Raw genomic sequence first — 25,328 nt, 5'->3', positions numbered from 1 at the left:
ATAGACAAATCAACGCTTTTTAAATGATATACAAGTTCCCTGAAAAGCCATGTTGAATAAGGAGGAATCATGTGTGTCGAATGGGTATCAGGATTCAAAATTAAAAATCTTTTCACTGAGCTCCAATCGTCCATTGGCAGAGGAAATTGCGGCCAATATGGGAGTGGATTTAGGAAAAAGCACGGTTACCACCTTTAGTGACGGTGAAGTTCGCATCAGTATCGAGGAAAGTGTCAGAGGATATGATGTATTCGTTATCCAATCAACCAGCGAGCCCGTCAATCAACATATCTTAGAATTGTTAATCATGATTGATACGTTAAAACGGGCATCAGCAAAAACCATCAATATCGTTATCCCTTATTACGGTTATGCTCGACAGGATCGGAAAGCACGGGCTAGAGAACCAATTACTGCTAAACTTGTTGCGGACTTGCTGCAGGAATCCGGAGCATCGAGAATTATCTCATTAGACTTGCATGCCCCTCAAATTCAGGGCTTTTTTAATATACCAGTCGATCAATTAGCCGGCATTCCGATTTTGTCCAGATACCTTGAAGAAAAAAACCTGCAAGACGTCGTTGTCGTATCCCCAGACCACGGAAGTGTGTCACGGGCCCGACAATTGGCTGATCATCTAAAAGCGCCAATAGCCATCATAGACAAGCGCGGACCGCGGGAAACGGAAGTAGGTGAATCAAATATTGTAGGAAACATCGACGGCAAAACGGCAATATTGATTGATGACATCGTCGACACCGGGACAAGAATGACAAGCGGCACAAAAGCATTGATAGAAAAAGGCGCCAAGGAAGTTTATGCTTGTTGCACGCACCCTGTATTATCAGGAATCGCTATGGAAAAAATCGAAAACTCGCAGCTCAAGGAATTGATTGTAACGAACAGTATACCTATTGCCGATGAAAAAAAGCTGGACAGAATTACCCAGCTATCGGTTGCCCCCCTGTTAAGCGATGCAATCACACGCGTTTACGAAGAACGATCGGTCAGTCCGCTTTTTGATTGACTATCATAATAAATCTAGTGGTTGGGACATAACATACATCCACTTGCAATATGAAGTTTTAAAAGGCTATCTGCAAGCATTCGATTGATGCCGCAATGGGTATAAATGGCGGTGTAACAGTAGGTAATTAATTCCTTAATAGCATCGGATAAACGCTAGTACTGCGCTGCGGAAATACACTACGGCTTCGGCAGTTAGAAGGAAAAATAGAGTTGTCACTCTGTCCGAGGCTTATTTTAAACATGAGAAAAGCAAAAATCGAACGAGTTCGAATGTTAGAGATTTCGAATCATCGTTCGATTTTTGTTTTGGCACTATCCTTTTGTCCCAATCTCTTTTGTTATGCCTAGAGGCTTTTAATTTGATTCCTCCCCTCCACATTTGCCAGCCAACAAACAACGATGGCCCGCTCATTTACTCTTTCGTTCCTAAATGATTTTTAGCTCTCCTTATTCCTAACCCAATAAGGCCACCGATTAGACCAGCTACACTCATCGTGACAATATGTCCCCAATCCATGTGTTCATTTTTCCATAAACTCATTGCAAACATTGCTGCTATTACCCCGCCAACCCAAGACACCCAAAATTTCAATAACCTCTTAGCCAAACGATAGTCACCCCTGAAAATCAATTCTGCTTTCTTGTCCTGTTCAGCAATCAGTAGAGACAAAGCTTTTCTTCTGTATTCTTTCTATTTCTTTTTTTAGTATTACTGTGTAGGATAATAATGTCCTGCTATCCCTGTATATCTCTTTACCCAATTATCTCTGTCAGTTTCATATTTAATATATCTATCCACTCCACCTTCAAATTCCAGCTCAAGTTGATTTCAATAATAAAGGCACTAAATCCTTCCTGAGTATAAGCACCTTTACGAAATTACTAACCAACCGTTAGCAGAAAAGATTCCTGACAGGAATCCTGGGCTAGCCAGCCAATATGGCAGGTATGACAATGGATAATCCCAAACTAAGCAATAATGAAACACGCCAATCTTTCTTTGTAGTCATCTTAAAAAGTATATTCAGAATGGAACTAATCCCTATACATACGAAAAATATGAATAATATCATGATAAGTGAGTACAAATTTATCCTCCTCGCCACCGTTTTCCAGCGTCTAAATAACTATTTTTTATCGACTGTAATGCTACTGTAAGTTTCTATATCTAAGACTTATTTTATCAAAAGAAACATAACCTTACGGAAGAAAATAATAACAGCCCAAATCACTACATTTGAGCTGTTGTTATTTTTTATAAGATTTTTTGTAGGGCTTCGTCAATTCGTTCTGGTGTGAATGGCTTGACGATAAAATCCTTTGCGCCTGACTGGATTGCTTCCAATACCATTGCCTGCTGCCCCATAGCGGAGCACATGACGACTTTGGCACTACTATCCAGCTTTTTAATTTCCTTCAACGCTTCCACACCATTCATCTCCGGCATGGTAATATCCATTGTCACTAAATCTGGCTGAAGCTCTTTAAATTTTTCTACCGCCTCTTGCCCATTTGCGGCCTCACCAACGACTTCCATACCCAATTTTGTCAATATATCTTTCAGCTGCAATCTCATAAAAGCTGCATCATCTGTCACTAGCACTCTTGTCATATATCATCTACCTCCCTTTCTTAATCCTCGATTACTTCTTTAACCTCTTCCATTTCGTCCTGATCCAGAATTTTCTTAAAGTCCAACAATATAAGCAAGCCGGCTTCTAATTTTGCTACGCCTTTTATGTATTCCTGGTCAATTCCACTAACCATTTGCGGTGCCGGATCAATGATGGAAGGGTCAATATCGACCACATCTTTTGCTTCATCGACAATTAAGCCGGCAGTGACATTTTCAATGTCAATGATCAACACTCTCGTTTCTATGGTGTGGGCCTGGTTGCCAATATTCAAGCGTTCTTTTAAATCGATGATCGGAATTACCTCGCCTCGCAAGTTAATAATCCCTTTGATAAAATCGGAAGTGTTTGGGACCTCGGTTACATCCTGCAGACGTTCGATAGAGCGGACTTGTTGAATATCTACGCCATATTGCTGTTCTTTTAATTGAAAAATAATTGTTTTTGCTGTGTTTTCCATACGGAATCCCCCTATAATTTTGATCCTTATCATCTAATCAAGTGCCGCTAACTAAATAGCAGTTATTTATTCATAGATTTACAACTATTATATCGACTGATTTGTTCTACCTATTAATCTTCAAGTGAAAATTTGTTCAAACAAAAACGGCTATTCCAAAACAAGGAACAGCCGTTTTTCAGCCGAAAAACCTATACCTGATCTCATGCCCAGAATTATCTAAATGGATCTTGAGAAGAAATTCCCTTTATAACTAGCTACTATTGTTTCTTTTATATCTAGTAATATTAGACTATTCTCCTTACTATTTCAACAATAATCAACAATTCTTTAAGTATTCCTTAAGTTTTTAGCAGGAAATTCATCTCATACCTCTTAAGGATGAGCTGCGCTTCCCTGGAAAACATTCCTGGTTGGGCTTTCTGCTTCTCGTAAATACAAACAGGATTTGTTTTTTAACAGATTGAAGCCATTGATATACAATAAAGGACGTTATAAAAACAAACGGGACAAATAGAATTCCGTACAGAAAATGCTCCTTCCAGGTAAGAATATTGTAATGTTCCATTAATAAATGAGAAACGCTAATGATAAAAGGGTGAATGACAAATATTCCAATTGTCGATCTTCCAATTTTGTTGATCCATGTTCCTCTCCCTGTTTGGTTATATTTTAGTACGGCGAGAAAAAGCAGCAAGCTGAGAGGAATCGTTGACAGGAAGTATTCTTCATATCTTCCCTGCAGCTGTACCATTGTCCATGTTCGTTCAGCAAGCTGAAGCATGAATAGAGCAAAAACCGCCACTATATATACATGAATGCTGATTCGCCTGGCAAGCGCTTCTGCCTTGTCTGAGTGACGGGCGATAAAACTTCCCAGAGCAACATAAAACAAGCCAAAAAAGAAGGGATCTCTAGTTTCAAAATACATGTTATACAGCTGGGAATACCCCTGCCCAGTCAAGCCAGCCAAATGTAAGCCAAGACTGATAACTAATAGCAAGCCAATCAAGCTTTTCCTCTGGAACAAATAACTAATTGCCACCGCCCAAATTAATGCCGGCAAAAACCACAGGTGGTATTGAGTATTGCTTACCCCATAAATGAATAATTCCCTGGTAAACAGGCTTTGTAAATATGCGGTTATCTCCGGATTGCCGGTAATAGAACTACTTTCTGATTGATAGAGGATTTTCCCAAAATCATAGACAGCATAAAAAACAAACCAGCTGAGATATAATAAAAGAAGCTTTTTATTATAGGAAATAAAATATTGGAATGGCTTATGATGTGTTTTTATTTTCATACTGAATAAAAAACCGGAAGCAATAAAGAAAAACGGAACACTAAACCGCGCAAATACCTTTAATGCAGAATTTAGCTGCTCCCCGTCCAGCCATACGAGCTGGGTGCTCTCAAATGCTTGTGAGTGAATGAATACGATTGCGAACATGGCAAAAAACTTCCCAAAATCAATAGCATCATATTTTTTCATCAAAACCCGCACCCCCGGTCTCCATATAAGTAAAGGATTAGTTGGTTATTACCCTTATTTTTATATAATTAGCCAGATTTTTATAAAAAAATACCAGTACTGCCCTGATAAGGCGGTACTGGCTTACTAGTAATCCTGACTAAAGGAGGTTAAATTATTTGGAACGCCGTCTGGCGATTGTTTATCGTCAGCTTCCCCGTCGGCCCGTTCCCGTCAATCCAGCTGATAATATCCCGGGCCAATTTCATTGCAATAATCCGATCCTGGGCAGTTGGCTCCGGTCCCATACATAAAGCTTCATCAATCGGGTGGGTTTTCCAATTCATCGGAATGTCTGCCAAAAGGCTGTCCGGAATGCTCTCTGCTTCCATCCTTCCATCAAAAATCAAAAACGAATGTGTTAGCCCACTGGAAAATTCTTGCCGTAAAGCTGTTTTTAAGTGGTCGATATCCTGACTCGGGGCATCATGGTGGAGGGGATGCCCTTTGACAGCTAAAGCAAGCTCGTCAAGCATATGTTCAGGCGCTGCTCCTTCCAGCTGAACACCAACGAGACGAGGGTTGGGATATTTCAGGGAATCAATTGTATCCCTTATTTTCAGTATACTTTCAATCATATAATTGATCGCCGTATCATATCCTAAAGACTGATCTGTTCCTTCAATACTATTATAAATAGAAACAGGCACCATCAGAAATTTTGTCCCGCTGCCTTTTGTTTCCTGCGCTTGAATCCATTGTAATGCCTGCTCAGGGCCGACGACAATGACGGCATCAAACTCCGTTAATGATTGATAGGCATCGATTTCGGATTGCAGCAGGGAAAGCTGCAGCATATTTTTGAAATGAAACGGTGTACTAGCGAAGTTTTCTTTTTTAAAATTTACAAAAGAGGGACCGCTGTCATTTTGGTCCATCCTGACTCCTGTTACCGTATGGTTTTCCAAAAGTTCTGCCACGACCTTATGTAATAGCTGGTTGACTCCAGCAGGCGCTAATTCAAAATTGATGATTGCTATCTTCACGTTGTACCGCCTCACTTCCAAATAGTTTCATACAAAATATTATACCGTTTTTTTAAACAAATAAAAGAAATGAATAGCAAGGGGATATAAACGGAAAACACAGAGGAACTTTTTCAGGAAAGAATAAATGACGGAGAAGGTGGGATTCGAACCCACGCGGCAGTTGCCCGCCCTAATGCATTTCGAGTGCATCCCCTTCAGCCGGACTTGGGTACTTCTCCATGTTTGTGATTGGAATTCGATATACACCCATGGATGACTAGTCGAATCCATTGGCAACTATGAATATATAGAAAATAATAATAGATTTTGCCCCTTTGTTCAAGTCAGCTGCAATTCAGAGGGAGTAACTGGTTACATTTGGGATTTTCGTGCATTCAAGTGGATTTTAAACTTATGCCCAGATATTTTCCATCAAATCACCGCTATTTGATTGAGACACTCTTTTTTCACTATCTTTGCACAAAAATAGAATTTTTTAAAAATTTATCATTTTCTAAATGTTTGGGATAATGGAAAGGCACAGCGAAAACATAGGGGGTAAGCTAAAAGGATGAAAAAAACATTACTAGGACTTATTACATTGTTAATGATTTCACTGCTAGCCGCTTGCGGGAGCAATGAATCATCGGGAGAATCAGGCAGCGATTCAGCTGAAGGAGAAACATACACAGTTGCAACAGACGCCAACTTCCAGCCATTTGAATATAAAAACCCGGAAACAGGAGAGATGGAAGGCTTCGATATTGATTTAGTAAAAGCAGTCGCAAAGGAAGCCGGCTTTAATGTAGATTTTAAGACGATGGAATTTGACGGTCTGCTTGCATCCATGCAATCCGGAAAATTCCCAATCGGTGTCGCTGGTATCTCCATCACCGAAGACCGTAAAGAAACGATCTCCTTCTCTGATTCCTATTATGACTCGGGCTTGATACTGGCCGTGCCCGAGGAGTCGGATATCCAATCGATTGATGATGTGGATGGTTTGAAAGTAGGAGCTCGCCAAGGATCCACCAGTGAAGAGTACTTAAAAAATAATACGGATGCCGAAGTAGTCGCCTATCCAGAAATTGTGACAGCGTATATGAACCTTGAAAAGGACCGGCTGGATGCCGTGCTTTATGATTTACCGAATGTAAAGTATTACATTAAAGAAAATGCAGAAGGAAAGCTGAAAACGGTAGGCGACGTACTAGAAGGTCAGCCGTACGGCATTGCTTTCCCTAAAGATTCCGAGCTTGTCGATCCAGTAAATGAGGCATTGGAAACCATAAAGGAAAACGGTACCTATGACGAAATTTATAAAAAATGGTTTGGTACAGAGCCTCCGCAATAATCCGTAGAGGACGAAATAATGCTAAGCGTAACAAGTACCCATTCTTGTTGCGCTATTTTTTAGACAGAAGCTGAGGAAGATCTTTTGTTTATTGTTTACTTACTACTCACATATAAGCAGGCCGTAAAGCTTGCGCTAATCGAGGAGAGATTCAACAATGATAGATGCAATTTTGGAGTCACCTTATATTGATTCTTTGCCTACACTTTTCGAAGGATTAAAAATGACCCTTTTAATTACGATTTCCGGCCTCTTTTTAGGTTTTATTCTAGGCGGGATAGTCGGTTTAGGCAGATTGTCAAACAGCAAAATTTTACGCGGATTGTCTACCGTTTATGTAGAAATCGTTCGTGGTACCCCTATTCTGGCCCAGGTATTATTTATTTACTACGGACTGACAGAGGACTTAATCGGCATCAGCATTAATGCGCTGACCGCTGCAATTGTGGCCATTACTATTAACGCGGCAGCCTACATAGCAGAGATAGTCCGCGGTGCCGTTTATTCAATTGAAAAAGGGCAGCAGGAAGCCGGCCGTTCTCTTGGCCTTACCGAGAGACAAACAATGCGGTATATTATCTGGCCGCAAGCGTTTAAACGGATGATTCCTCCACTCGGCAACCAATTTGTCATCAGTCTGAAGGATACGTCACTGTTTTCCGTTATCGCTGTCGCCGAGGTGCTCTACATGGGAAAACAGTATTATAATGTTACCTTTGAGATTTTTGAAACGTTAGTGATGGTATGTGTGCTTTATTTAGTAATAACGATTCCCACGTCAGTATATTTACGCCATTTAGAAAGGAAGCTGGATGTATAAATGATCGAAATTAAAGATTTACATAAATCGTTCGGTGACTTGGAAGTCTTGTCAGGCATCAATGCAAAAATAAATCAAAAAGAAGTCGTCTGTGTGATAGGTCCTTCGGGTTCCGGAAAAAGCACCTTGCTCCGCTGCCTCAACTTGCTGGAAGACGTCACATCCGGTCAAGTGCTCATCGACGGTGTCGACTTGACGGACCCAGCCACGAACATTAATGAATTGCGGACAAACGTTGGAATGGTATTTCAACATTTCAATCTGTTTCCTCATAAAACGGTGTTGGAAAATATCACCTTAGCACCACAAAAGGTCAAAGGCTTATCCTTTAATGAAGCAAAAGAGTCTGCCCTGCCGCTCCTGGATAAGGTTGGACTCGCTGATAAAGCAAATGCCTATCCGGAAAGCTTATCCGGCGGGCAAAAACAACGGGTCGCGATAGCCCGCGCCCTGGCAATGAACCCGAATATCATGTTATTTGACGAACCTACCTCCGCTTTGGACCCAGAATTAGTTGGTGAAGTACTGCAGGTAATGAAAGACTTAGCCAAGGAAGGAATGACTATGGTCGTAGTTACCCATGAAATGGGGTTCGCCCGTGAGGTTGGTGACCGGGTCATCTTTATGGATGAAGGTATCATCCAGGAAGAAGGGAATCCAGAACAGATTTTCCAGGACCCGCAAAATTCAAGAACCCAGTCATTCTTAAGCAAAATCTTATAGCCACCAAGCCAAATAACCGTTTCTTGCTGAATTGCAGGGGGCGGTTATTTAAACCTTAATCATCAGCCGTTTTTTTCGCAACCCACTGCCCGGCCAAAATTGCTGTCGGTTGGTTTTTCTTCTGTCTTTTCGTTTGCTCTGTTAAATACCAAGCAAGTATGTTGAATTCAAGAAAAGATTTCCATATACTAACTCTACATTCTTATTGCTGATGAAGGAGGAACGAACGCATGAGCTCAACTAAAATCCAACCCGATATAGAAAAATTAAGAAAAGCACAGTATGACATTGACCCGCTATTTATTAATCGATGGTCCCCAAGATCATTCAAGGCAGATAAGGAAGTCCCGGAAGACGTTCTGTTAAGTATCTTTGAAGCCGCACGCTGGGCTCCCTCTGCTCTAAATATCCAGCCATGGAAATTCATCCTGGCGAGAACAAAAAAAGACCGGGAAAAATTCAATTCTTTTATCATGGAAGGGAATCGCATCTGGTGTGAAAAAGCACCTGTGTTAGCGTTGATCATTTCCAAAAAGACTAATGATAAAATCGGGGATAACGCTACACATGCCTTCGATACCGGGGCGGCCTGGGGCTACCTTTCTTTACAAGCTTCCCAAAAAGGACTAATCACCCATCCTATGGGTGGATTTGATCGAGAAAAGGCACGGGAAGTTTTAAATATTCCAGAGGACTACGCCATCCATGCAGTAGTAGCGATCGGCTATCAAGGCGAAAAAGAAGCATTGCCTGAAAAACTGCAAGAAAGAGAGCAGCCATCAGATCGTCGTCCGCTGCAAGAGTCCATCCATGAAGGAACCTTTCAACCCTAAACCGGCTATAAATCACAGCTGACATAAAGCCAAAATGTTTGGACAAAAGGATAGTGGCCAAAGCAAAAATCGAACGATAATTCGAAATCCTAAGCATTCGAACTCGTTCGATTTTTGCATTTCTTATGTTTCATATAACCTGCGAACAGCTCGGAGAGCGGAGTATCAGCCGCCCGCCGAAAGTGCAGTGTATTTCCGAAGCACAGTACTCGTGCTATCTCTGCGGCGATGGCAGATTAACGAACTGATGTTTCAACAAGTTTTTTTCTGCCATGTCCAAAAATGCTGCTTCCACTCCGTTTCTGATCAACTGGACTATCTCCGTAATTGTAAAATCAAGCTTCTCAGCCAGCATCATATATTCTTTGGTTAAATCTGTGTTCGAAACTGTTAAATTATCTGTATTGACCGTGACTGTCAGGCCTTGCTCAAAGTATTCCCGGATCGGGTATTCCTGCCAGCTGTCAGCCGCTTTTGTTTGAATATTACTGATCGGGCACATTTCCAGCGGGATTTTATTTGTACAGATTTCCTGCAATAGCACTGGATCTTGTTTAAGACTGATTCCATGACCGATTCTCCCTGCACCCAGTCTACTAACTGCTTCTCTTATATTTTCGGGACCGGCTGCTTCCCCGGCATGTATAGTAATCGGGAGCCCTTTTTTTTCGGCCAGAGCAAATACTTTTCTAAACAAAAAAGCAGGAAAGCCCGCTTCATCTCCAGCTAAATCAACCGCTGCTACCCCTTTTCCGAGAAACATAGCTGCTGCCTCTACCACTTTTAAATTCACAGAGGCAGGTTGGTGCCTGAGACAGCACACAATCGCCTGTGCCTTTATCCCAAATGCCTTTTCCCCTTTCTGTAATCCGTTAATTACCGCCTGGATAACTTGTTCCAGACCTAAACCACGCTGCCGATGGAGCTGGGGACCAAAGCGCACTTCTATATACCGGCAATTATGTTCGCTGGCTTGTTCTATTGTTTCAAAGGCAACCCGCTCCAGCGCTGCTTCTGTCTGGAGCAAGGAGGCGCCTAGTTGAAACTTACTCAGGTAATCGTTTAAACCCTTGCAGTTATCGGTGACTTGCAAATAAGGAAGCAGTCCGGAGCTGGTTATCGCAGGTAAATCCATGCCTTGCTGATTAGCAAGATCCAGCACTGTTTCCGGTTTTATGCTTCCATCAAGGTGGACATGAAGATCTACCTTAGGCAGCTGTTGGATGAGGCTGTACAAATCGCTGTTCACTTTCCATTCCCCATTTCTAAGTGAAAATATTGTTTTAATCATATAACAATGACAGCCGCCTAGCTACCACCATGTAAGCTATGTTTACAATACATTGATGGTTTAAGCTCTATTAAAAGCAAGCATCCTCGGAATTTAAGCAACTGCTGCAAACTTCACTCAGCTATTTTTTTAGTTAACTCTATTAACCAAAATGCTGATTCCCGATTAACCCGCCCTGCTCCTTCTGTAAAATTTCCAGCATTTGTTCAAAAACAGAGCCCTTCCGATCTGCTATATCTTCTGCCAATCCGAGTTGGAGCAGTCTGCTCGTTTCCGGGTCAAGCACCTGCGCTAATTTTGTCCATAATTCCAGATAATCCATAGAAGGGTTGATAGGGATTTCGTACATAGAGCATGTCTTGGCTACCTCTGTGTAAAGCTCCTCCAACACCGATTCATGATTCATTCCTCATCCTCCTCCACGATTAGGCTTTTCTTATTAACTATTACGTTGATAAGATGCAAAATAGAATCGCATCCTACCATTTTTTCAGAGGCTTCTTCTCTTAAATCGGGATGCCTTGATAGAAGGATAAATACACGTATATGTTAGCGAAGAAGTTAACGGTTATCCGGGAAGAATGATTCCATAGAACTATCAATTTCCATTATTAACAGGAAAATGCCTCTTTTCTTTCCAGCGAAGATATGATAAATTGCTTAATGTGTTTTAGTTATAATCCAGCAGTATACTCGACTTTTTTCAGAAAATTTAAAGATTTACCACAACGAGAAAGGGGAAGACAAATGGCCGAAACAAAGAGAAAAGGCTTATTCCAGCGTTTTTTAGATCGAGTGGAGTACGCCGGAAATAAATTACCACACCCGATAACCTTGTTTGCTTTATTGGCATTATTAGTAGTTATACTTTCAGGTATCCTTTCAGCAACAGGTCTGAGCGTGGAACACCCTGGACAAGATGGGGAAACGGTAGAAATAACCAATTTAATGAGCGGAGAAGGAATTCAATACATACTTGAAAGCATGGTAGACAACTTCATTGGTTTTGCTCCACTGGGAGTTGTACTGGCAACAATGCTTGGGATTGGTATTGCAGAAAGGACAGGCTTGATCAGTGCCTGCCTGCGAGGATTTGTGCTGGCAATTCCAAAAAGCCTTGTAACAGCAGGTTTAGTGTTTGCTGGTATTATGTCCAGTGTGGCATCTGATGCCGGATATGTTGTCCTGCCGCCGCTCGGCGCCGTAATTTTTGCTGCTTTGGGCAGACATCCGCTGGCAGGCTTAGCAGCTGCTTTTGCAGGTGTTTCTGCAGGATTCAGCGCCAACTTATTCCTGTCAGCAACAGATGCCATGCTTGGGGAATTGACCATTGACGCTGCTGCAATCATAGATCCTGCATATGCAGAAGGCATGAATATTGCCATGAACTATTACTTTATCATTGCATCCGTATTCTTTCTTACCTTTGTCGGTGCCTGGGTAACCGAAAAAATTGTCGAACCTCGTTTAGGTGCATACAAAGGGGAAGCGAAAGAGGATCTTAACGGACTTGAGCCTTTAGAGAAAAAAGGACTGATCTGGTCCGGCATTGCTTTCCTGATCGGAGCTATTCTGTTTGCCCTGTTAATCGTGCCTTCCAACGGCGCGTTGCGCGGAGATGAGGGAGAAATTATCCGGTCTCCATTTATGAGTTCGCTAGTGCCAATCATTACAATTTTATTCTTTATTCCCGGCGTCGTATTCGGCATCGTCACGAAAAATATTAAAAACGATAAAGATGTAGCAAATCAACTATCTGATACGATGGCTTCCATGGGAATGTTTATTGTGCTGGCTTTCACTGCTGGACAATTTGTAGCCTATTTCTCTGAAACAAATATGGGTCTGGTAATCGGCGTTTTAGGCGCCCAATTCCTCGACTCTATTAACCTTTCAGGCATACCGCTGCTTATTTTGTTCATTCTTGTTTCCAGTTTTATTAATCTATTTATCGGAAGTGCCTCAGCTAAATGGGCAATGATGGCACCTGTCTTCATTCCAATTATGATGCAGCTCGGTTATTCACCGGAATTGACGCAGATGGCCTACCGGGTAGCTGACTCATCGACCAATATTATTACACCATTAATGACTTATTTCGCAATCATCATCGCGTTCGCCCAGAAATACGACAAAAAGATGGGAATCGGTACATTGATCTCCGTTATGTTCCCATACTCCATGTTCTTCCTGGTATCATGGACTATATTCTTAATCGTCTGGATGCTGTTCGGAATCGACCTTGGACCAGGATCACCAATTCACTACTAAACGATTAAAAAACTCTCTTATCTTTTCGGTAAGAGAGTTTTTTTGCACTTTCCGAAATTCCTGCCACCGGGTTTTTTAGCTGGCAATGAACGTAGTGCACTATTTTTCAGCTAACTAGCAAATCAGGAGAAAACTGGCTGGGCAAACAACAACCTATCAGCCAGTTTAAATTGGCAGCGGCATAAAAGCTGTTTATTATTTTTTTCCATTTATAATTGACAGACAAGTATAAGGTTGATAATATTATGCCTAACAAATTTTCGAAAAATTTAATAAACGAAGTTGTCTCTTATCAAGAGCAGGTGGAGGGAAACGGCCCGATGAAGCCCGGCAACCGACTGTAATACCATTGTGAGATGGGGCGTGTTAATACGCCGCGGTTTAATCCGCTTTAAAGCACGGTGCTAATTCCTGCAGTAGCGATACTGTAAGATAAGAGGAAGGGCGATTACTTAGTGATTTAAACCTCTTTCTCTTTAGAAAGGGGTTTTTTTATTGGATAAAATCTATACCACACGAAGGGGAGAAGGATATGTTTCTTATGTATGGGTTATCTGCCATCGCTTTTGCTATAGTTGGCTGCATTGTCTGTTCTGTTCTTTATCCTAAGAACCGGGAGGCATCTAAATGAACACATTGCCTGCTTGGACAATCACACTAATTGTTGTTTTGCTGATCGTTTACTTTGTTTTTGTTGCCTATATCGGAAAAAGAGGAGCCCGTTATAGCAAGACGATGGCCGGCTTCGCAACAGCCCGGGGAAAGGTGAGTCCCTGGCTTGTCGGTGCAAGTTTTGCGGCAACCTTTGCTAGTGCCAATCTTTATTTAGGACTACCGGGGCTCGCCTATCAGTATGGCATCTCAGTGCTTTGGTACACACTTGGGAGCTTTGGAACGGCTTGGCTAGGTTTGTTGCTTTTTGCCAAGACATTTTGGAAATACCAAAAGAACAATGGAGGTGTTTCCACCCTGCCGGAATGGCTGGGAAAACGCTATAACAGTAACACTTTACAAATCATGGTTTCGGTTCTACTGCTGTTTAATATTTATTACATTGTCGGCCAAAATGTTGGGCTGGCTACAATTTTTGAAGCAGTCATCGGTATTCCTTATATTTGGGGAGTTGTTCTCGGTGTCTTGATTACGATTGTCTATATTGGATTGGGAGGCGCATACGCCCAAATTATTACAGATGCCTTCCAAGGTGTACTAATGTCGATCACTTCTGTGCTGATCCTTGTTTCATTGTTTTGGACGATCGGCGGCGGTATTAATGTATTTAACCGTGTATTTCAACAGCTGGAGGCAATCCATCCTCCGCTGGTATCGACATTTTCACAGGATGGACCATATGACAGCGTTCCGACGGTATTAGCTATTCAGTTTTTGATGATTAGTTTTGTGTTAATGCCCCATCTGCTGAATAAGATTTTGGCGATTGAAACAGAAAAGGAGCTGCGGCCGTTCGTAATTTCCAGTGGTGTCCATCTTTTCTTTATATCCTACCTGCCTGTTTTTGGCGGGTTTGCCGCCCGAATTCTCGTTCCAGGGCTACCTGAAGCAGATCAGGCACTGCCGGCATATTTAATCGAAGCCTTTCCGCCTGTTATAGTAGCTTTCATGATTGTTGGAGTCATATCCGCTGTTTTATCAAGTACAGATAGTCTTTATCTTTCTATCACGTCAAGTATCGGCAATGATATCTACCTGCCTCTGGCTCGAAGAACGCAAGCACATCTTCCGCACATCAATCATGACCAACGCTCGGTAGCTATTGCCAAAGCTTCCTTGTTATGTGTCGGTCTGGCATCGTTATACCTGTCGATAAATCGTCCGGAATCGCTGGCAATGTTAATCCAATTTAGTTTTTCCGCCATTATCAGCGGGGTCTTCGGGCCTGTGCTGCTTGGGTACTTCTGGAATAAAGGAAACCAAACTGGAGCAATTGCTTCGGTACTAACTGGTTCCCTTTCGTTTTTGGCATTCACCCAGTTTCATCTCCTGCCGAACTTATACATTGCTTTGTTTGTCAGTTCGACCCTCGGTTTAGCCGCAATGTATATAGCGAGCATCATTGCTGCCGCTATCGGTCCTAAAATACATTTGGCCAGTAAACACAGTGCCTAGCCTTAACAGTCATTAATAACCAAGACAAAGACTTTTCAAAGGGAGGAACCGCCATTGCCAAAACAAATCATTTTAAATGCTTTTGAGATGAATAGTTCGATGCACAACTCTCATGGACTTTGGAAACACCCAAAAAGTGAAAGGCACCGGAACTACAAGGATTTAGATTATTGGGTAAACCTAGCAAAGCTATTGGAAAAAGGAAAATTCGACGCAGTTTTTTTCGCCGATGTATTGGGAATTTATGATGTTTATCAAAACAGCAAAACTCCCTCGATTCGCGATGGACTCCAAGTGCCAGTCAATGACCCTGCCCTGGTTGTCTCTGCGATGGCCAACGCTACAAACCACCTATCGTTTGCCATTACTGTCAGTACTACTTACGAACCGCCGTTTGGTAATGCCAGACGCTTCTCTACGTTGGATCACTTAACCAAAGGCAGAGTCGCCTGGAACATTGTTACCTCTTATCTTCCAAACGCGGCCAGAAATTTTGGACTTGAGAATATGATTAAACATGATGAGCGGTACGAAATTGCGGATGAATACTTGGACGTATCCTATAAACTGTGGGAGGGCAGCTGGAAGGACGGCGCTGTGGTTGAGGATAAACAAAGCGGCACGTTAGTCGATCCCGCCAAAGTAAATGAAATTAACCATTCAGGAAAATACTTCAAGGTCGAGGGTCCGCATTTAAGCGAACCTTCCCTGCAGAGGACACCTGTATTATATCAGGCAGGCACATCAGAACGCGGCCGTGCTTTTGCCGCCAGGCATGCAGAGTGCATTTTTGTCGGCGGCCCGACCCCAGAGAGGATCCGTTACTACATCAATGATATTAAGGAACGCGCGGAAAAACATGGACGTAATCCTGATCAGATGAAGTTTTTCTCCTTTCTGAATGTTATTGTAGGAGAAACCACTGCAGAGGCAGAACAGAAATACGCGGAATATGCTGAACATTGGAGTGCTTCTGCAGCTAAAGCCCAATATGGTGCGAGCGGGTATGATATTGCAGAGTATGAACAAATCGATCGGTCACTGCCATTTGAATATAGCAAAAAAACTGAAGGTGGACATTACAAAGCCGCTACATTGACGAAGGATGCACCGAAGAAGCTGACCGTCGGCGAAGTACTTGACCGTTTTGAAACATTGGACCGCGATAGCATTATTGTCGGAAATCCAGAAGAAGTAGTCGATGCAATTCAGTTTCAGTTTGAACAATCGGGAGTAGATGGGTTTAATTTGAACCATTTCGTAACACCGGGAGACTTAGAAGCTTTTATCGACTTAGTGGTACCGCTTCTCCAAAGACGCGGCCTATATAAAAAAACATACAAGCCAGGTACATTAAGGGAAAAATTATTCTCCCAAAAGTCTCTTTTGCCGGAAGACCACCCCGGCAGTAAATACAGATGTTGAGAGAAGACAGACCGCTGCCGTCTGTCTTCATTTTTATGGTGCAAACGGAAAGTACAAAAAGGCAATTATAAACAGGAGGAAATATCCAAAAAATAAATAGGCAATAGAAAACAGCACATCAAGTGCGATAAATGTCCATTTTACGCCTGCAGTTTTAGTTAAAGCCAATCTGATCCACCGATAATTAATCGCTATCAATAAATAAACCCCTAGTAATACAGTTCCGGGAAGTACCCACTCCCCTACTGCTTCACTGCTTTCTGTGCTTTGACCAGTAAAAAAACCCGACTGCAGCTTCACTATCTGACTGCCAATGATAAAACCTACTCCCAACACGGCACTGATACCGCCCAACAGCCGCTTTTCCCGTTTAGTAGCTCTAAACAGCAACCCCCAGCTAATCAAGACAAATAAAACGAAAATGATATAATCCAAGCTAATCCCCCTCCTTGCCATTTCGTTTGATGCTGAATCTTCTGGTGTTTTTGGCCGAACTGTTTGTCGACGAATACACCCGTTTCCCTCTGAGTCCTGGAGAGGGTTGGTGCTGCTATGCTTCACGTTTGCCAACTGGGTTTCTTCGGTTATAGCAAATAATTCATATGCCTCGTTCTCACACAGTATGACCTAAAATGGATTCGTTGCCCAGAGCGAGGCCGACTTAATAAAGATACGCGGATGCAGCTTTAACTGTGCCACCATATATTCGGCCAGGTCTTCCGGCTGCATATATTTTTCCTTGTCGACTTCATCTACTTTATCTTTAAACACTAATTCAGTAGCAACAGTACTAGGTGTCAAGGCTGCCACACGGATGTTATGCTTACGGACCTCCTGTGCAAGCGATTCAGTGAGCCCGAGTAAACCGAATTTGGAAGCACTGTATGCGCTTGATCCAGGAGTCCCTCTCAGGCCTGAGGTTGAGGATATATTGATGATGTCCCCCTGGTTTTTCTTTATCAAATGCGGCAACACCGTGCGCGTTACATAATAAACGCCCATCAGGTTGACATCAATGACCTGCTTAAATTCTTCCGGATCAAAATCCAGGAAAGATTCATATTTACCGATTCCGGCATTGTTAATTAAAATATCTGCCGGTCCGATTTTTTGTTTTAATACATGTACGGCCTCTTCCACTTGGGCTAGTATAGATACGTCAGCCGTAACATAAGCAGCTTTCCCCCCTGCTTCGGCAATTTCGTCAGCAACAGCCTTCACATCGGCCAGTGTGCGTGCCAACAGACCAACAGCTGCTCCTTCCCTTGCCAATGCAATCGCAGTTGCCCGTCCAATGCCTTTTCCGGCCCCAGTGATGTAGGCAACTTTTCCTTCCAATGATTGTGCCATATAATCGATTCTCCTTTCATTATTAACTGCCATTCAAGTCAGCCTACTGTTATTCTAACAGGTCGACTGCATTGAATCTCCCCATAAACATTAGCTTGAATTTTTCTAGCAGAGAAGGATTTTCAATCAATGGCTGGAATAAAGTAAATTAGGAACATAAATAGGAGGGATATTTATGGTAAAGAAGGTATTGATCCTTGCAGGGGATGCTGTCGAGTCATTGGAAATTTATTATCCATATTTCCGTTGTTTGGAGGAAGGCTTTGATACGACTATCGCAGCGGCAAGTCCTAAAAAGCTGCATACGGTTGTCCACGACTTTGTTGGCTGGGAAACCTACACAGAAAAAGCCGGTTATTTAATCGAAGCAAACGTCGCCTTTGAAGAAGTCAAACCAGAGGCCTATGATGGACTGATTATTCCTGGCGGCAGAGCACCGGAGCATATCCGTTTAAACGAAAATGTGCCCAAAATTGTCAGCCATTTTTTTGAAGCGAACAAACCGATAGCTGCTGTCTGCCATGCCAGTCTTGTTTTGACAACCGTCAAGGAACATATCAAAAATCGGAAGATGACTGCCTACATTGCCTGCAAACCAGAGGTCGAAGCAGCCGGTTCGACTTATATCGATGAACCGCTGCATACCGATGGCAACTTAATTTCCGGCCATGCCTGGCCCGACCTGCCCGGATTAATGAAAGAATTCGTTAAGCAAATGAACAACTGATTTCGTTAGCTGTCACCCTTCAAGCGAACGTTGGTTTCTTTATAAAGCGATGTAGCAAACAATTTTCCTCAAGACGTTTCTCATGATTCTTAGTTAAATATGACTATCCTCTCTGCTTAATACACTAAAAATTAGTAGGATAACCCCATTGAGAATCAAGTTTTACAATGATTTAATATAATTAACTGACTATTTTAAATATTTTTTTATTATGTTCTTTTGAATTCACCATCCAAAAGAACATTTTTTTTAAACAGTTAGTTAATTAATTTAATAAAGGAGGAACTACTCTTGCAATCTCACTCGTTCATCAGACACCTTGGTTTTATCATCTTTCTCTTATTGTTTATCAGTATTTTTAAGTTGCCTGGATCTGTTTCTGCGGAAGAAGAAATTTCCAATTGGAATGGAACACCAGAATTATTCCAGGAAAATAGACTCCCAGGAAGTGTCACAACAATCCCGCATAATAATGAAAAGGCTTCCATAAAAGGGGCCATAGAAAAATCACGCTTTTATAAGTCACTTAATGGTAACTGGAAATTTCGTTGGTCTGAGAATCCAAATGAACGGCCAAAAGACTTCTATAAGCCGAATTTCCAGGATAGTGATTGGGATACAATTCCTGTCCCGGGAAATTGGCAGCTCCAAGGCTATGGAGATATTATTTATCTTAATCAGGAGCATCCCTGGCAAGGGTATGGAACGATCTCCCCCCCAGAGGTTCCCATCGAGCACAATGAAGTCGGCTCTTACAGGCACACTTTCCAAATACCCGGCAATTGGAAAAAAGGAGAGATTTTTCTTTCTTTTCAAGGCGTGAAATCGGCTTTTAATGTTTGGGTAAATGGCAAGAAGGTCGGATATAGCGAAGATAGTTTCACCCCGGCTGAATTCAATATTTCTGATTATGTTAAAAACGGTAAAAACACTCTTGCCGTTGAAGTATTCCGCTGGTCGGACGGTGCCTGGCTTGAGAATCAGGATATGGTAGATTTAAGCGGTATTTTTCGGGATGTTTACTTATATGCCACTCCAAAAGTCCATATTGAAGATTATAAACTGGAAACCGATCTAGATGCTGATTATGAAGACGCGGTTTTAGACATTGATGGCCAGCTAATGAACCAAGAAACCATTAATCCGAACAAGTACGCTATCGAAGCAAAATTATTTGATCAGGACAACAAGCAACTTGACCTTCAAGAGACCTTAATTATGGTCGATTCAGATGGAACCTTTCAATCGGAAATAACAGTGGAAAATCCATTGAAGTGGTCAGCTGAACAGCCAAATTTGTACACACTCGTATTGAATGTTAAGGATGCCAAGGACAAAACAGTGGAGACAATCAGCTCCAAAGTTGGCTTTAGAGAAATAGAAATTGAAGACAAGCAAGTGAAAATTAACGGTCAGCCGATTATGATAAAGGGTGTCAACCGCCATGAAGTTGACCCGGACACTGGCTATGTGATGTCAGAAGAACGGCTGCGCGAGGACATAGAAATTATGAAACAAAACAACATAAATGCTGTCCGTACCGGCCACTACCCTTTTCATCCGCGTTTTTATGAATTGGCCGATGAATACGGCATCTATATATTAGATGAAGCGAATAATGAGTCACATAACATGCGTCCATTCCCTGGTAACAATCCCGCATGGACTCCTGCTGTTAAGGATCGGATTCAGTCAATGGTAGAGAGAGATAAAAACCACCCTTCCGTCATTTTTTGGTCGATGGGAAACGAGGTGGGCTCTGGTGACGTATTCAGGGAGACTTCTCAGTGGATTAAAGACTATGACCCTACAAGACCGCTTCATTTTCAGCAGGATAACAGCCTGGCAGACTTTGATAGCTTTATGTATCCGAGTTTGTCAAAACTAGAAAGTTATGGCGAAAGAAACGAACGGCCACTGATAATGTGTGAATATGAGCACGCCATGGGCAACAGTCTTGGCAATATTAAAGAATATTGGGAGATTATAGACAAATATGACAACCTGCAGGGTGGCTTTATATGGGATTTTGTTGATCAATCCGTCCGATTACCAGTTGACGGGGGTGTCGATGGATTACCCATCAAAGATGATTATCAAGGAGAAACTTACTTTTCATATGGCGGGGATTGGGGAGACTACGCAAACGATGGAATCTTTCTGATGAATGGCCTCCTCAACCCGGACCGAACCGCGCAGCCTGAAATGTTTGCCTTAAAAGCTGTTTATCAGAATGTCGATGTCCACGCAGTCGACTTGGCAAAAAACAAGATCAGCATCCAAAACGAGAACCTCTTCACCAACCTAAAGACGTTTGCAGGCAAATGGCAATTAAAAGAGGACGACAAGGTGATTCAGGAAGGCACGATAAACCAAGACATAGCAGGCAATTCCAGCAAAGAAGTCACGCTGCCATTGGAACAGCCAGAAAACACAAAAGAAGGCGCAGAATACTGGTTGAATATCAGTTATACCCTTGCTGAAGATACTGCTTGGGCAGAAAAAGGGTATGAGGTTGCCAATGCCCAACTAAAGATTCCTTACGAGACACCTCCTTCTCCTGAATTTGCTGCAGAGAATATGCCTGAACTTGATGTCGAAGACGGGGAAGCACGGATTGAAGTCACTGGTGATCTATTCAGCCTGACTTTTAACAAAGCAGAAGGAACCATTACTTCTTTTAAGCAAAATGGACAGGAATTGGTTAAATCGGGGCCAAAGCCAAACTTCTGGCGTGCTCGTAATGACAACGATTTGATGAATGGGATGTTGGCCCGGAATGAATCATGGCAGCATGCCGGTGAAAACATGGACGTGACCGATGTCCAAGTAAGAGCGATAAGTGACAGTGTGGTCCATGTGCAAGTGACTGCATCCTTACCCACAACAGGCGAGTCATTTTATCGGGTGGGATACTTTATCTACGGAAGCGGCGAAGTCGTGGTCAGAAGTACAGTCAAACCTAGTACCGCAATGTCTGAAATACCGGCGGTGGGGATGGAATTAACGCTGCCAGGTCAATATGATAACATTCGCTATTACGGTCGGGGGCCCTTCGAAAATTATTGGGATCGAAAAGATGGAGCAAATGTTGGGGTTTATCAAAGTACAGTTGAAGAACAATTTTTCAACTACCCGCGCCCGCAGGAAACTGGTAATAAGACGGACGTTCGCTGGCTAACTCTAACTGGTGATGATGGGAATGGATTATTGGTCGGCGGGCTGCCGCAATTCGAGTTTTCTGCGCTACATTATACAGAAAATGACCTAGAACAAGCAGGACACCCGTTTGAGTTAAATAAACTCGAAGATATAGTATTAACCATTAACCATAAACAGATGGGAGTATGGAATAGCTGGGGTGGCACTGCCCTGCCGGAATATATGCTTTATACAGACCAATCCTATTCCTATACCTATATGCTGCGCCCTATTACCGACGGTGAGTCAGCGATGGAGTTGAGCAAACGGCAAATTGATCTCAACTTGCTGAAGGATATTAAGGTCGACGGTGAATCTCTTGAAGGCTTCCATACAGATGTCACGAAATACACTTATACTTTTTCGAATGCGCTCGATAATTCTATTCCATCAGTAGAAGTAATACCAGCAAGAGCAGATGTAGAAATTGAAGTTGAACAAACAGAAGAACTGCCTGGATCAACTATTATTCACGCTAGAACCGCGGATGGATTCTTAGAAGAAACCTACACGATTGATTTTAATCCGGTTTCTGATTTATATATCAGTGATATCCAATGGGAATCCGCAACTACTGGCTGGGGAACGATTCAAAAAGACCAATCAGTAGCCGGACCGCCAATTACACTCCTTGATGAAGATGGACCTGTTCTCTATGATAAAGGGATTGGAGTTCATGCCAATTCGGAGATTGTTTACGACTTATCCAAGTGGGAGTTTGATCGGTTTGAAACTTATGCAGGTGTTGAACAGCACGCTGACCGGGATGGTAACCGATTCATTTTTGAAGTTTGGCTGGATGGTGAACTGGCTTATCAAACAGAACCCATGCGTAAAAGTACTCCTCAGGAATTTATCAGTGTAGATATCAAAGATAGTCAACAGCTGAAACTCGTAATGCGAACCATCGAAGGAGGAAGTAACGGCCATGGCCATGGAGCTTGGGCTAATGCCAAATTAGTGACACAAGAGGAGGATGCTTTGGAAAGTGCCTCACTCACAGTTGATCCTCCATCTGTTTCACCAGGTGGACTTGCCCATTTGAATGTAACCGCAACTACAGCCAGCGGTAAAGCCATAAACTTGGATAACAGTCAAGTTGAATTCCACAGCAGCGAACCGAGCATTGTAACATTTGATACGCAATATGAAGATTTGCTTATGTATGTGGAAAGTAATACAGGGGAAATAGATGCTTTTAATCTATGGGCAACAGTGACTATCGAAGGTAAACACGTAGAAACAAATAAAGTAGAGGTTACCATCCAAAAGCAATAAAAAACGAAAGGAAAAAAGGAAATCCGCCAATCATGCATGATTGGCGGATTTTTTCATGCATTTCCATCAGGAAAGGTGCCGATTAAGATACCTTTTCCTCTGCTATCTTTCGTTTTACTGTTTTAACGGACCGTGCTGGAACCATGTTAAATAATATATTCAATACAATGGCAGTCATACTGCCGGCGACAATCCCGCTATCAGTTAGAATCCGAATGCTTTCCGGCAGATTTGCAAAGATTTCCGGGACCGCTGTAACGCCGAGTCCCATGCCAACCGCACAGGCAACGGTCAGTAGATTTCCCTGATTTTCGAAATCTACCTGGCTGAGCATTTTAATACCATAAGCAATAACCATACCAAACATCGCCAAAGACGCACCGCCAAGAACAGCTGTCGGAATCAAGGTCGTAATCGCTGCTATTTTCGGCAGGAATCCCAATACTACCAGGATGGAACCTGCAGCAAAAATCGCTTGCTTTGTTTTTACACCAGTCAGTTGTACCAAGCCGACATTCTGTGAATAGGCGGTGTAAGGAAACGCATTAAAGATTCCCCCTATTACGATTGCAATTCCTTCTGCACGATAACCTTTTTCCAAATCTTCGCCGCTGACTTTGCGGTCGGTTATATCGCCAAGTGCCAGATAAACACCGGTCGATTCAATTAGACTAACGATCGCGACCAAAATCATTGTCAAAATAGCAGACAGTTCAAAAGTGGGTGTGCCGAAGTAAAGCGGATGAATCGAATGAAACCAGGAAGCTTCCCCCACTTCAGAAAAATCAACCATACCCAAAAACGCTGCTGCAACTGTACCGGCGACTAATCCAATCAAAATCGATATCGTCCGTAAAAATCCCTTGGCAAACTTGTTGAGTAATAAAATAAAGAGTAAAACTCCAAATGCTAGTAAAAGATTCGCTGGTTTGCCAAAGTCCGCACTGCCTTCACCGCCTGCCATATCATTGAACGCCACCGGAATCAGAGTCAAGCCAATAATCATCACCACTGACCCAGTAACAACTGGCGGGAAGAAGCGTACCAGCTTACTGAAATATTTAGATATTGATACAACAAACAACCCGGAGACTATAATTGCTCCATAAATCGCCGAAATCCCGTGCTGGCTTCCAATAGCAATCATCGGTCCAACAGCAGTGAATGTACAGCCTAGCATAACAGGCAAGCCGATGCCGAAAAATTTGTTTTTCCAGACTTGCAGCAGCGTGGCCATCCCACAAGCCAGCAAGTCGATAGAAATCAAGTAGGTTAACTGCTCGAACGTTAAATTCAATGCTCCCCCTACAATTAAAGGGACAACAACCGCTCCGGCATACATCGCCAATACATGCTGGAATCCAATCGATAGTGTTTGAAGCTTTGCTTTGTTCATGTATTTTCTCCTCCTATCGTTTTCTATTGATGAATCGTTTCTTTAGCATCTGCGAACTGGACTTGCTTGTCTGCCAGTGACTTGATACGGGCAAGCGACTCTAAACGGTAGCCTTGCTTCCGAATTTCACCGGCTCCCGGCTGGAACGATTTTTCAATTAAAATGCCAATTCCTGATACGGTCCCCCCAGCCTGTCTGACCAACTGAGCCAGCCCGATGGCCGCTTGTCCATTTGCAAGAAAATCATCAATGATTAGTACGTTGTCCCCAGCGTCCATATACTTATTTGATACGGTGATTTCACTGCTTTCCTGCTTCGTAAAAGAGTAAACCTCAGCCGTGTATAAATCACTGGTCAATGTCAGTGACTTTCGTTTCCGGGCAAAAATCACCGGAACCTCGAGTTCCAAACCGGTCATGATCGCCGGTGCGATTCCTGATGATTCGATGGTCAGCACTTTCGTAATATGTTCTCCCTTAAAAAGCTTAGCAAATTCCTTGCCGATTTCTTTCATGAGAAAGGGGTCCATTTGATGATTGATAAACGAATCTACCTTCAGTATGTTTTCGTTGAGGACAATTCCTTCAGACTCGATTTTTTCCTTTAATAGTTTCATGTCTGCCCGTACTCCTTCCAGTATGAATATTTTCGTGTAAATAAAAAAACAGCAGCCTACTAGAGTAAGCTGCTGTTTTGAGCATCTTCAAAGCACGCCTATCAAAATAGATAGACATAGCGATTCCGCCCATATAAATGCTTACCCGTAGTCAGATAATTTACGGTTATCCGGTAGAGACTCGCAGGCCATATTCCTGCTATTATACGAGTGATATTTTTTTGATACTTTGAATTATAACGAATATTGTCGAATATGCAAATGTTTTTTTAAACTTGCCGCTTTCTATT

21 protein-coding genes, 1 tRNA gene and 2 riboswitches are annotated in these 25,328 nt (G+C 42.5%); of the genes, 10 read left to right on the top strand and 12 right to left on the bottom strand.

The window, feature by feature from the left end; all coding sequences use genetic code 11:
- Positions 1-73 precede the first annotated feature (73 nt).
- Positions 74-1,027 carry a ribose-phosphate diphosphokinase gene (locus BLR93_RS06930; protein WP_093212654.1) on the top strand — a complete coding sequence of 318 codons (954 nt, stop codon included), beginning with the start codon at positions 74-76 and terminating at the stop codon, positions 1,025-1,027.
- Between the two features lie 414 nt (positions 1,028-1,441).
- Here BLR93_RS06930 and BLR93_RS06920 read toward each other — a convergent pair whose 3' ends face one another.
- The 6 genes from BLR93_RS06920 to BLR93_RS06895 form a co-directional block, all read right to left on the bottom strand.
- Positions 1,442-1,699: a hypothetical protein gene (locus BLR93_RS06920; protein ID WP_093212650.1), complete on the bottom strand. Its 258-nt coding sequence runs from the start codon at positions 1,697-1,699 to the stop codon at positions 1,442-1,444.
- A 585-nt stretch (positions 1,700-2,284) separates the two neighbouring features.
- A complete protein-coding gene (locus BLR93_RS06915) occupies positions 2,285-2,641 on the bottom strand; it encodes a response regulator (protein ID WP_093212648.1) in 357 nt (118 codons plus the stop codon).
- Positions 2,642-2,661: 20 nt separating this feature from the next.
- Positions 2,662-3,123: a chemotaxis protein CheW gene (locus BLR93_RS06910; RefSeq protein ID WP_093212646.1), complete on the bottom strand. Its 462-nt coding sequence runs from the start codon at positions 3,121-3,123 to the stop codon at positions 2,662-2,664.
- A gap of 361 nt (positions 3,124-3,484) precedes the next feature.
- The gene (locus BLR93_RS06905) at positions 3,485-4,618 is read right to left on the bottom strand and encodes an acyltransferase family protein (RefSeq protein WP_093212644.1); all 1,134 of its coding nucleotides are present in this window, start codon (positions 4,616-4,618) and stop codon (positions 3,485-3,487) included.
- A gap of 149 nt (positions 4,619-4,767) precedes the next feature.
- The gene (locus BLR93_RS06900) at positions 4,768-5,643 is read right to left on the bottom strand and encodes a 6-phosphofructokinase (protein WP_093212642.1); all 876 of its coding nucleotides are present in this window, start codon (positions 5,641-5,643) and stop codon (positions 4,768-4,770) included.
- Between the two features lie 131 nt (positions 5,644-5,774).
- A tRNA-Ser gene (locus BLR93_RS06895) sits at positions 5,775-5,864 on the bottom strand.
- 332 nt (positions 5,865-6,196) lie between these two features.
- Between BLR93_RS06895 and BLR93_RS06890 the strand changes: the two genes are divergently transcribed.
- From BLR93_RS06890 to BLR93_RS06880, 4 genes are all read left to right on the top strand, one after another.
- Positions 6,197-6,979: a transporter substrate-binding domain-containing protein gene (locus BLR93_RS06890; RefSeq protein ID WP_093212640.1), complete on the top strand. Its 783-nt coding sequence runs from the start codon at positions 6,197-6,199 to the stop codon at positions 6,977-6,979.
- Between the two features lie 157 nt (positions 6,980-7,136).
- Positions 7,137-7,799, top strand: coding sequence for an amino acid ABC transporter permease (locus BLR93_RS17985; RefSeq protein ID WP_175559283.1), 663 nt, complete (start codon positions 7,137-7,139; stop codon positions 7,797-7,799).
- On the top strand, positions 7,800-8,522 hold the full coding sequence (locus BLR93_RS17980) for an amino acid ABC transporter ATP-binding protein (protein ID WP_175559282.1): 723 nt from the start codon (positions 7,800-7,802) through the stop codon (positions 8,520-8,522). It abuts the gene before it with no gap.
- Between the two features lie 230 nt (positions 8,523-8,752).
- The gene (locus BLR93_RS06880; RefSeq protein WP_093212638.1) at positions 8,753-9,355 is read left to right on the top strand and encodes a nitroreductase family protein; all 603 of its coding nucleotides are present in this window, start codon (positions 8,753-8,755) and stop codon (positions 9,353-9,355) included.
- Between the two features lie 214 nt (positions 9,356-9,569).
- Here BLR93_RS06880 and add read toward each other — a convergent pair whose 3' ends face one another.
- Complete coding sequence (gene add / locus BLR93_RS06875; RefSeq protein WP_093212636.1) at positions 9,570-10,646, bottom strand: adenosine deaminase; 1,077 nt, start codon at positions 10,644-10,646, stop codon at positions 9,570-9,572.
- A 142-nt stretch (positions 10,647-10,788) separates the two neighbouring features.
- Entirely contained in the window at positions 10,789-11,052 is a 264-nt protein-coding gene (locus BLR93_RS06870; protein WP_093212634.1) for a hypothetical protein, read from the bottom strand.
- Positions 11,053-11,393: 341 nt separating this feature from the next.
- Between BLR93_RS06870 and BLR93_RS06865 the strand changes: the two genes are divergently transcribed.
- The 3 genes from BLR93_RS06865 to BLR93_RS06855 all read left to right on the top strand — a co-directional run bounded on the left by BLR93_RS06865 (position 11,394) and on the right by BLR93_RS06855 (position 16,469).
- Positions 11,394-12,917, top strand: a complete 1,524-nt coding sequence (locus BLR93_RS06865; RefSeq protein ID WP_093212632.1) for an AbgT family transporter — start codon at positions 11,394-11,396, stop codon at positions 12,915-12,917.
- Between the two features lie 286 nt (positions 12,918-13,203).
- Positions 13,204-13,356, top strand: a riboswitch (SAM riboswitch).
- Between the two features lie 188 nt (positions 13,357-13,544).
- Positions 13,545-15,044, top strand: a complete 1,500-nt coding sequence (locus BLR93_RS06860) for a sodium:solute symporter family protein (protein ID WP_093212630.1) — start codon at positions 13,545-13,547, stop codon at positions 15,042-15,044.
- A 54-nt stretch (positions 15,045-15,098) separates the two neighbouring features.
- Complete coding sequence (locus BLR93_RS06855; RefSeq protein WP_093212628.1) at positions 15,099-16,469, top strand: LLM class flavin-dependent oxidoreductase; 1,371 nt, start codon at positions 15,099-15,101, stop codon at positions 16,467-16,469.
- A gap of 33 nt (positions 16,470-16,502) precedes the next feature.
- Here the strand turns inward: BLR93_RS06855 and BLR93_RS06850 are convergent, their stop codons facing one another.
- Positions 16,503-16,904 carry a hypothetical protein gene (locus BLR93_RS06850; protein WP_093212626.1) on the bottom strand — a complete coding sequence of 134 codons (402 nt, stop codon included), beginning with the start codon at positions 16,902-16,904 and terminating at the stop codon, positions 16,503-16,505.
- Positions 16,905-17,096: 192 nt separating this feature from the next.
- The gene (locus BLR93_RS06845; RefSeq protein ID WP_093212624.1) at positions 17,097-17,819 is read right to left on the bottom strand and encodes a 3-ketoacyl-ACP reductase; all 723 of its coding nucleotides are present in this window, start codon (positions 17,817-17,819) and stop codon (positions 17,097-17,099) included.
- A 175-nt stretch (positions 17,820-17,994) separates the two neighbouring features.
- Here BLR93_RS06845 and BLR93_RS06840 point away from each other — a divergent pair, with 175 nt between their 5' ends.
- Together BLR93_RS06840 and lacZ are read left to right on the top strand one after the other, a co-directional pair.
- Positions 17,995-18,546 carry a DJ-1/PfpI family protein gene (locus BLR93_RS06840; protein WP_093212622.1) on the top strand — a complete coding sequence of 184 codons (552 nt, stop codon included), beginning with the start codon at positions 17,995-17,997 and terminating at the stop codon, positions 18,544-18,546.
- Positions 18,547-18,837: 291 nt separating this feature from the next.
- The gene (gene lacZ / locus BLR93_RS06835; protein WP_093212620.1) at positions 18,838-23,025 is read left to right on the top strand and encodes a beta-galactosidase, LacZ type; all 4,188 of its coding nucleotides are present in this window, start codon (positions 18,838-18,840) and stop codon (positions 23,023-23,025) included.
- An 82-nt stretch (positions 23,026-23,107) separates the two neighbouring features.
- Here the strand turns inward: lacZ and BLR93_RS06830 are convergent, their stop codons facing one another.
- Positions 23,108-24,421 (bottom strand): nucleobase:cation symporter-2 family protein, encoded by a 1,314-nt coding sequence (locus tag BLR93_RS06830; RefSeq protein WP_093212618.1) that lies wholly within the window; start codon positions 24,419-24,421, stop codon positions 23,108-23,110.
- 23 nt (positions 24,422-24,444) lie between these two features.
- A complete protein-coding gene (locus BLR93_RS06825) occupies positions 24,445-25,038 on the bottom strand; it encodes a xanthine phosphoribosyltransferase (RefSeq protein ID WP_093212616.1) in 594 nt (197 codons plus the stop codon).
- Positions 25,039-25,166: 128 nt separating this feature from the next.
- Positions 25,167-25,268, bottom strand: a riboswitch (purine riboswitch).
- Positions 25,269-25,328 lie beyond the last annotated feature (60 nt).

It is taken from the genome of Sediminibacillus albus, assembly GCF_900101125.1.
GTDB classification, from domain to species: domain Bacteria; phylum Bacillota; class Bacilli; order Bacillales; family Amphibacillaceae; genus Sediminibacillus; species Sediminibacillus albus.
Note: the sequence above shows the minus strand (reverse complement) of the source record. Positions and strands in the feature narration are given on the sequence as shown.

Bases quoted from the DNA above. Each gene is read 5' to 3' on its own strand.
- BLR93_RS06845 (WP_093212624.1), bottom strand. From the start codon at position 17,819: ATGGCACAATCATTGGAAGGAAAAGTTGCCTACATCACTGGGGCCGGA.
- BLR93_RS06825 (WP_093212616.1), bottom strand. From the start codon at position 25,038: ATGAAACTATTAAAGGAAAAAATCGAGTCTGAAGGAATTGTCCTCAAC.
- add (WP_093212636.1), bottom strand. From the start codon at position 10,646: ATGATTAAAACAATATTTTCACTTAGAAATGGGGAATGGAAAGTGAAC.
- BLR93_RS06890 (WP_093212640.1), top strand. From the start codon at position 6,197: ATGAAAAAAACATTACTAGGACTTATTACATTGTTAATGATTTCACTG.
- BLR93_RS06830 (WP_093212618.1), bottom strand. From the start codon at position 24,421: ATGAACAAAGCAAAGCTTCAAACACTATCGATTGGATTCCAGCATGTA.
- BLR93_RS06860 (WP_093212630.1), top strand. From the start codon at position 13,545: ATGAACACATTGCCTGCTTGGACAATCACACTAATTGTTGTTTTGCTG.
- BLR93_RS06870 (WP_093212634.1), bottom strand. From the start codon at position 11,052: ATGAATCATGAATCGGTGTTGGAGGAGCTTTACACAGAGGTAGCCAAG.
- BLR93_RS06840 (WP_093212622.1), top strand. From the start codon at position 17,995: ATGGTAAAGAAGGTATTGATCCTTGCAGGGGATGCTGTCGAGTCATTG.
- BLR93_RS17985 (WP_175559283.1), top strand. From the start codon at position 7,137: ATGATAGATGCAATTTTGGAGTCACCTTATATTGATTCTTTGCCTACA.
- BLR93_RS06910 (WP_093212646.1), bottom strand. From the start codon at position 3,123: ATGGAAAACACAGCAAAAACAATTATTTTTCAATTAAAAGAACAGCAA.
- BLR93_RS17980 (WP_175559282.1), top strand. From the start codon at position 7,800: ATGATCGAAATTAAAGATTTACATAAATCGTTCGGTGACTTGGAAGTC.
- BLR93_RS06915 (WP_093212648.1), bottom strand. From the start codon at position 2,641: ATGACAAGAGTGCTAGTGACAGATGATGCAGCTTTTATGAGATTGCAG.
- BLR93_RS06865 (WP_093212632.1), top strand. From the start codon at position 11,394: ATGGCCGAAACAAAGAGAAAAGGCTTATTCCAGCGTTTTTTAGATCGA.
- BLR93_RS06905 (WP_093212644.1), bottom strand. From the start codon at position 4,618: ATGAAAAAATATGATGCTATTGATTTTGGGAAGTTTTTTGCCATGTTC.
- BLR93_RS06880 (WP_093212638.1), top strand. From the start codon at position 8,753: ATGAGCTCAACTAAAATCCAACCCGATATAGAAAAATTAAGAAAAGCA.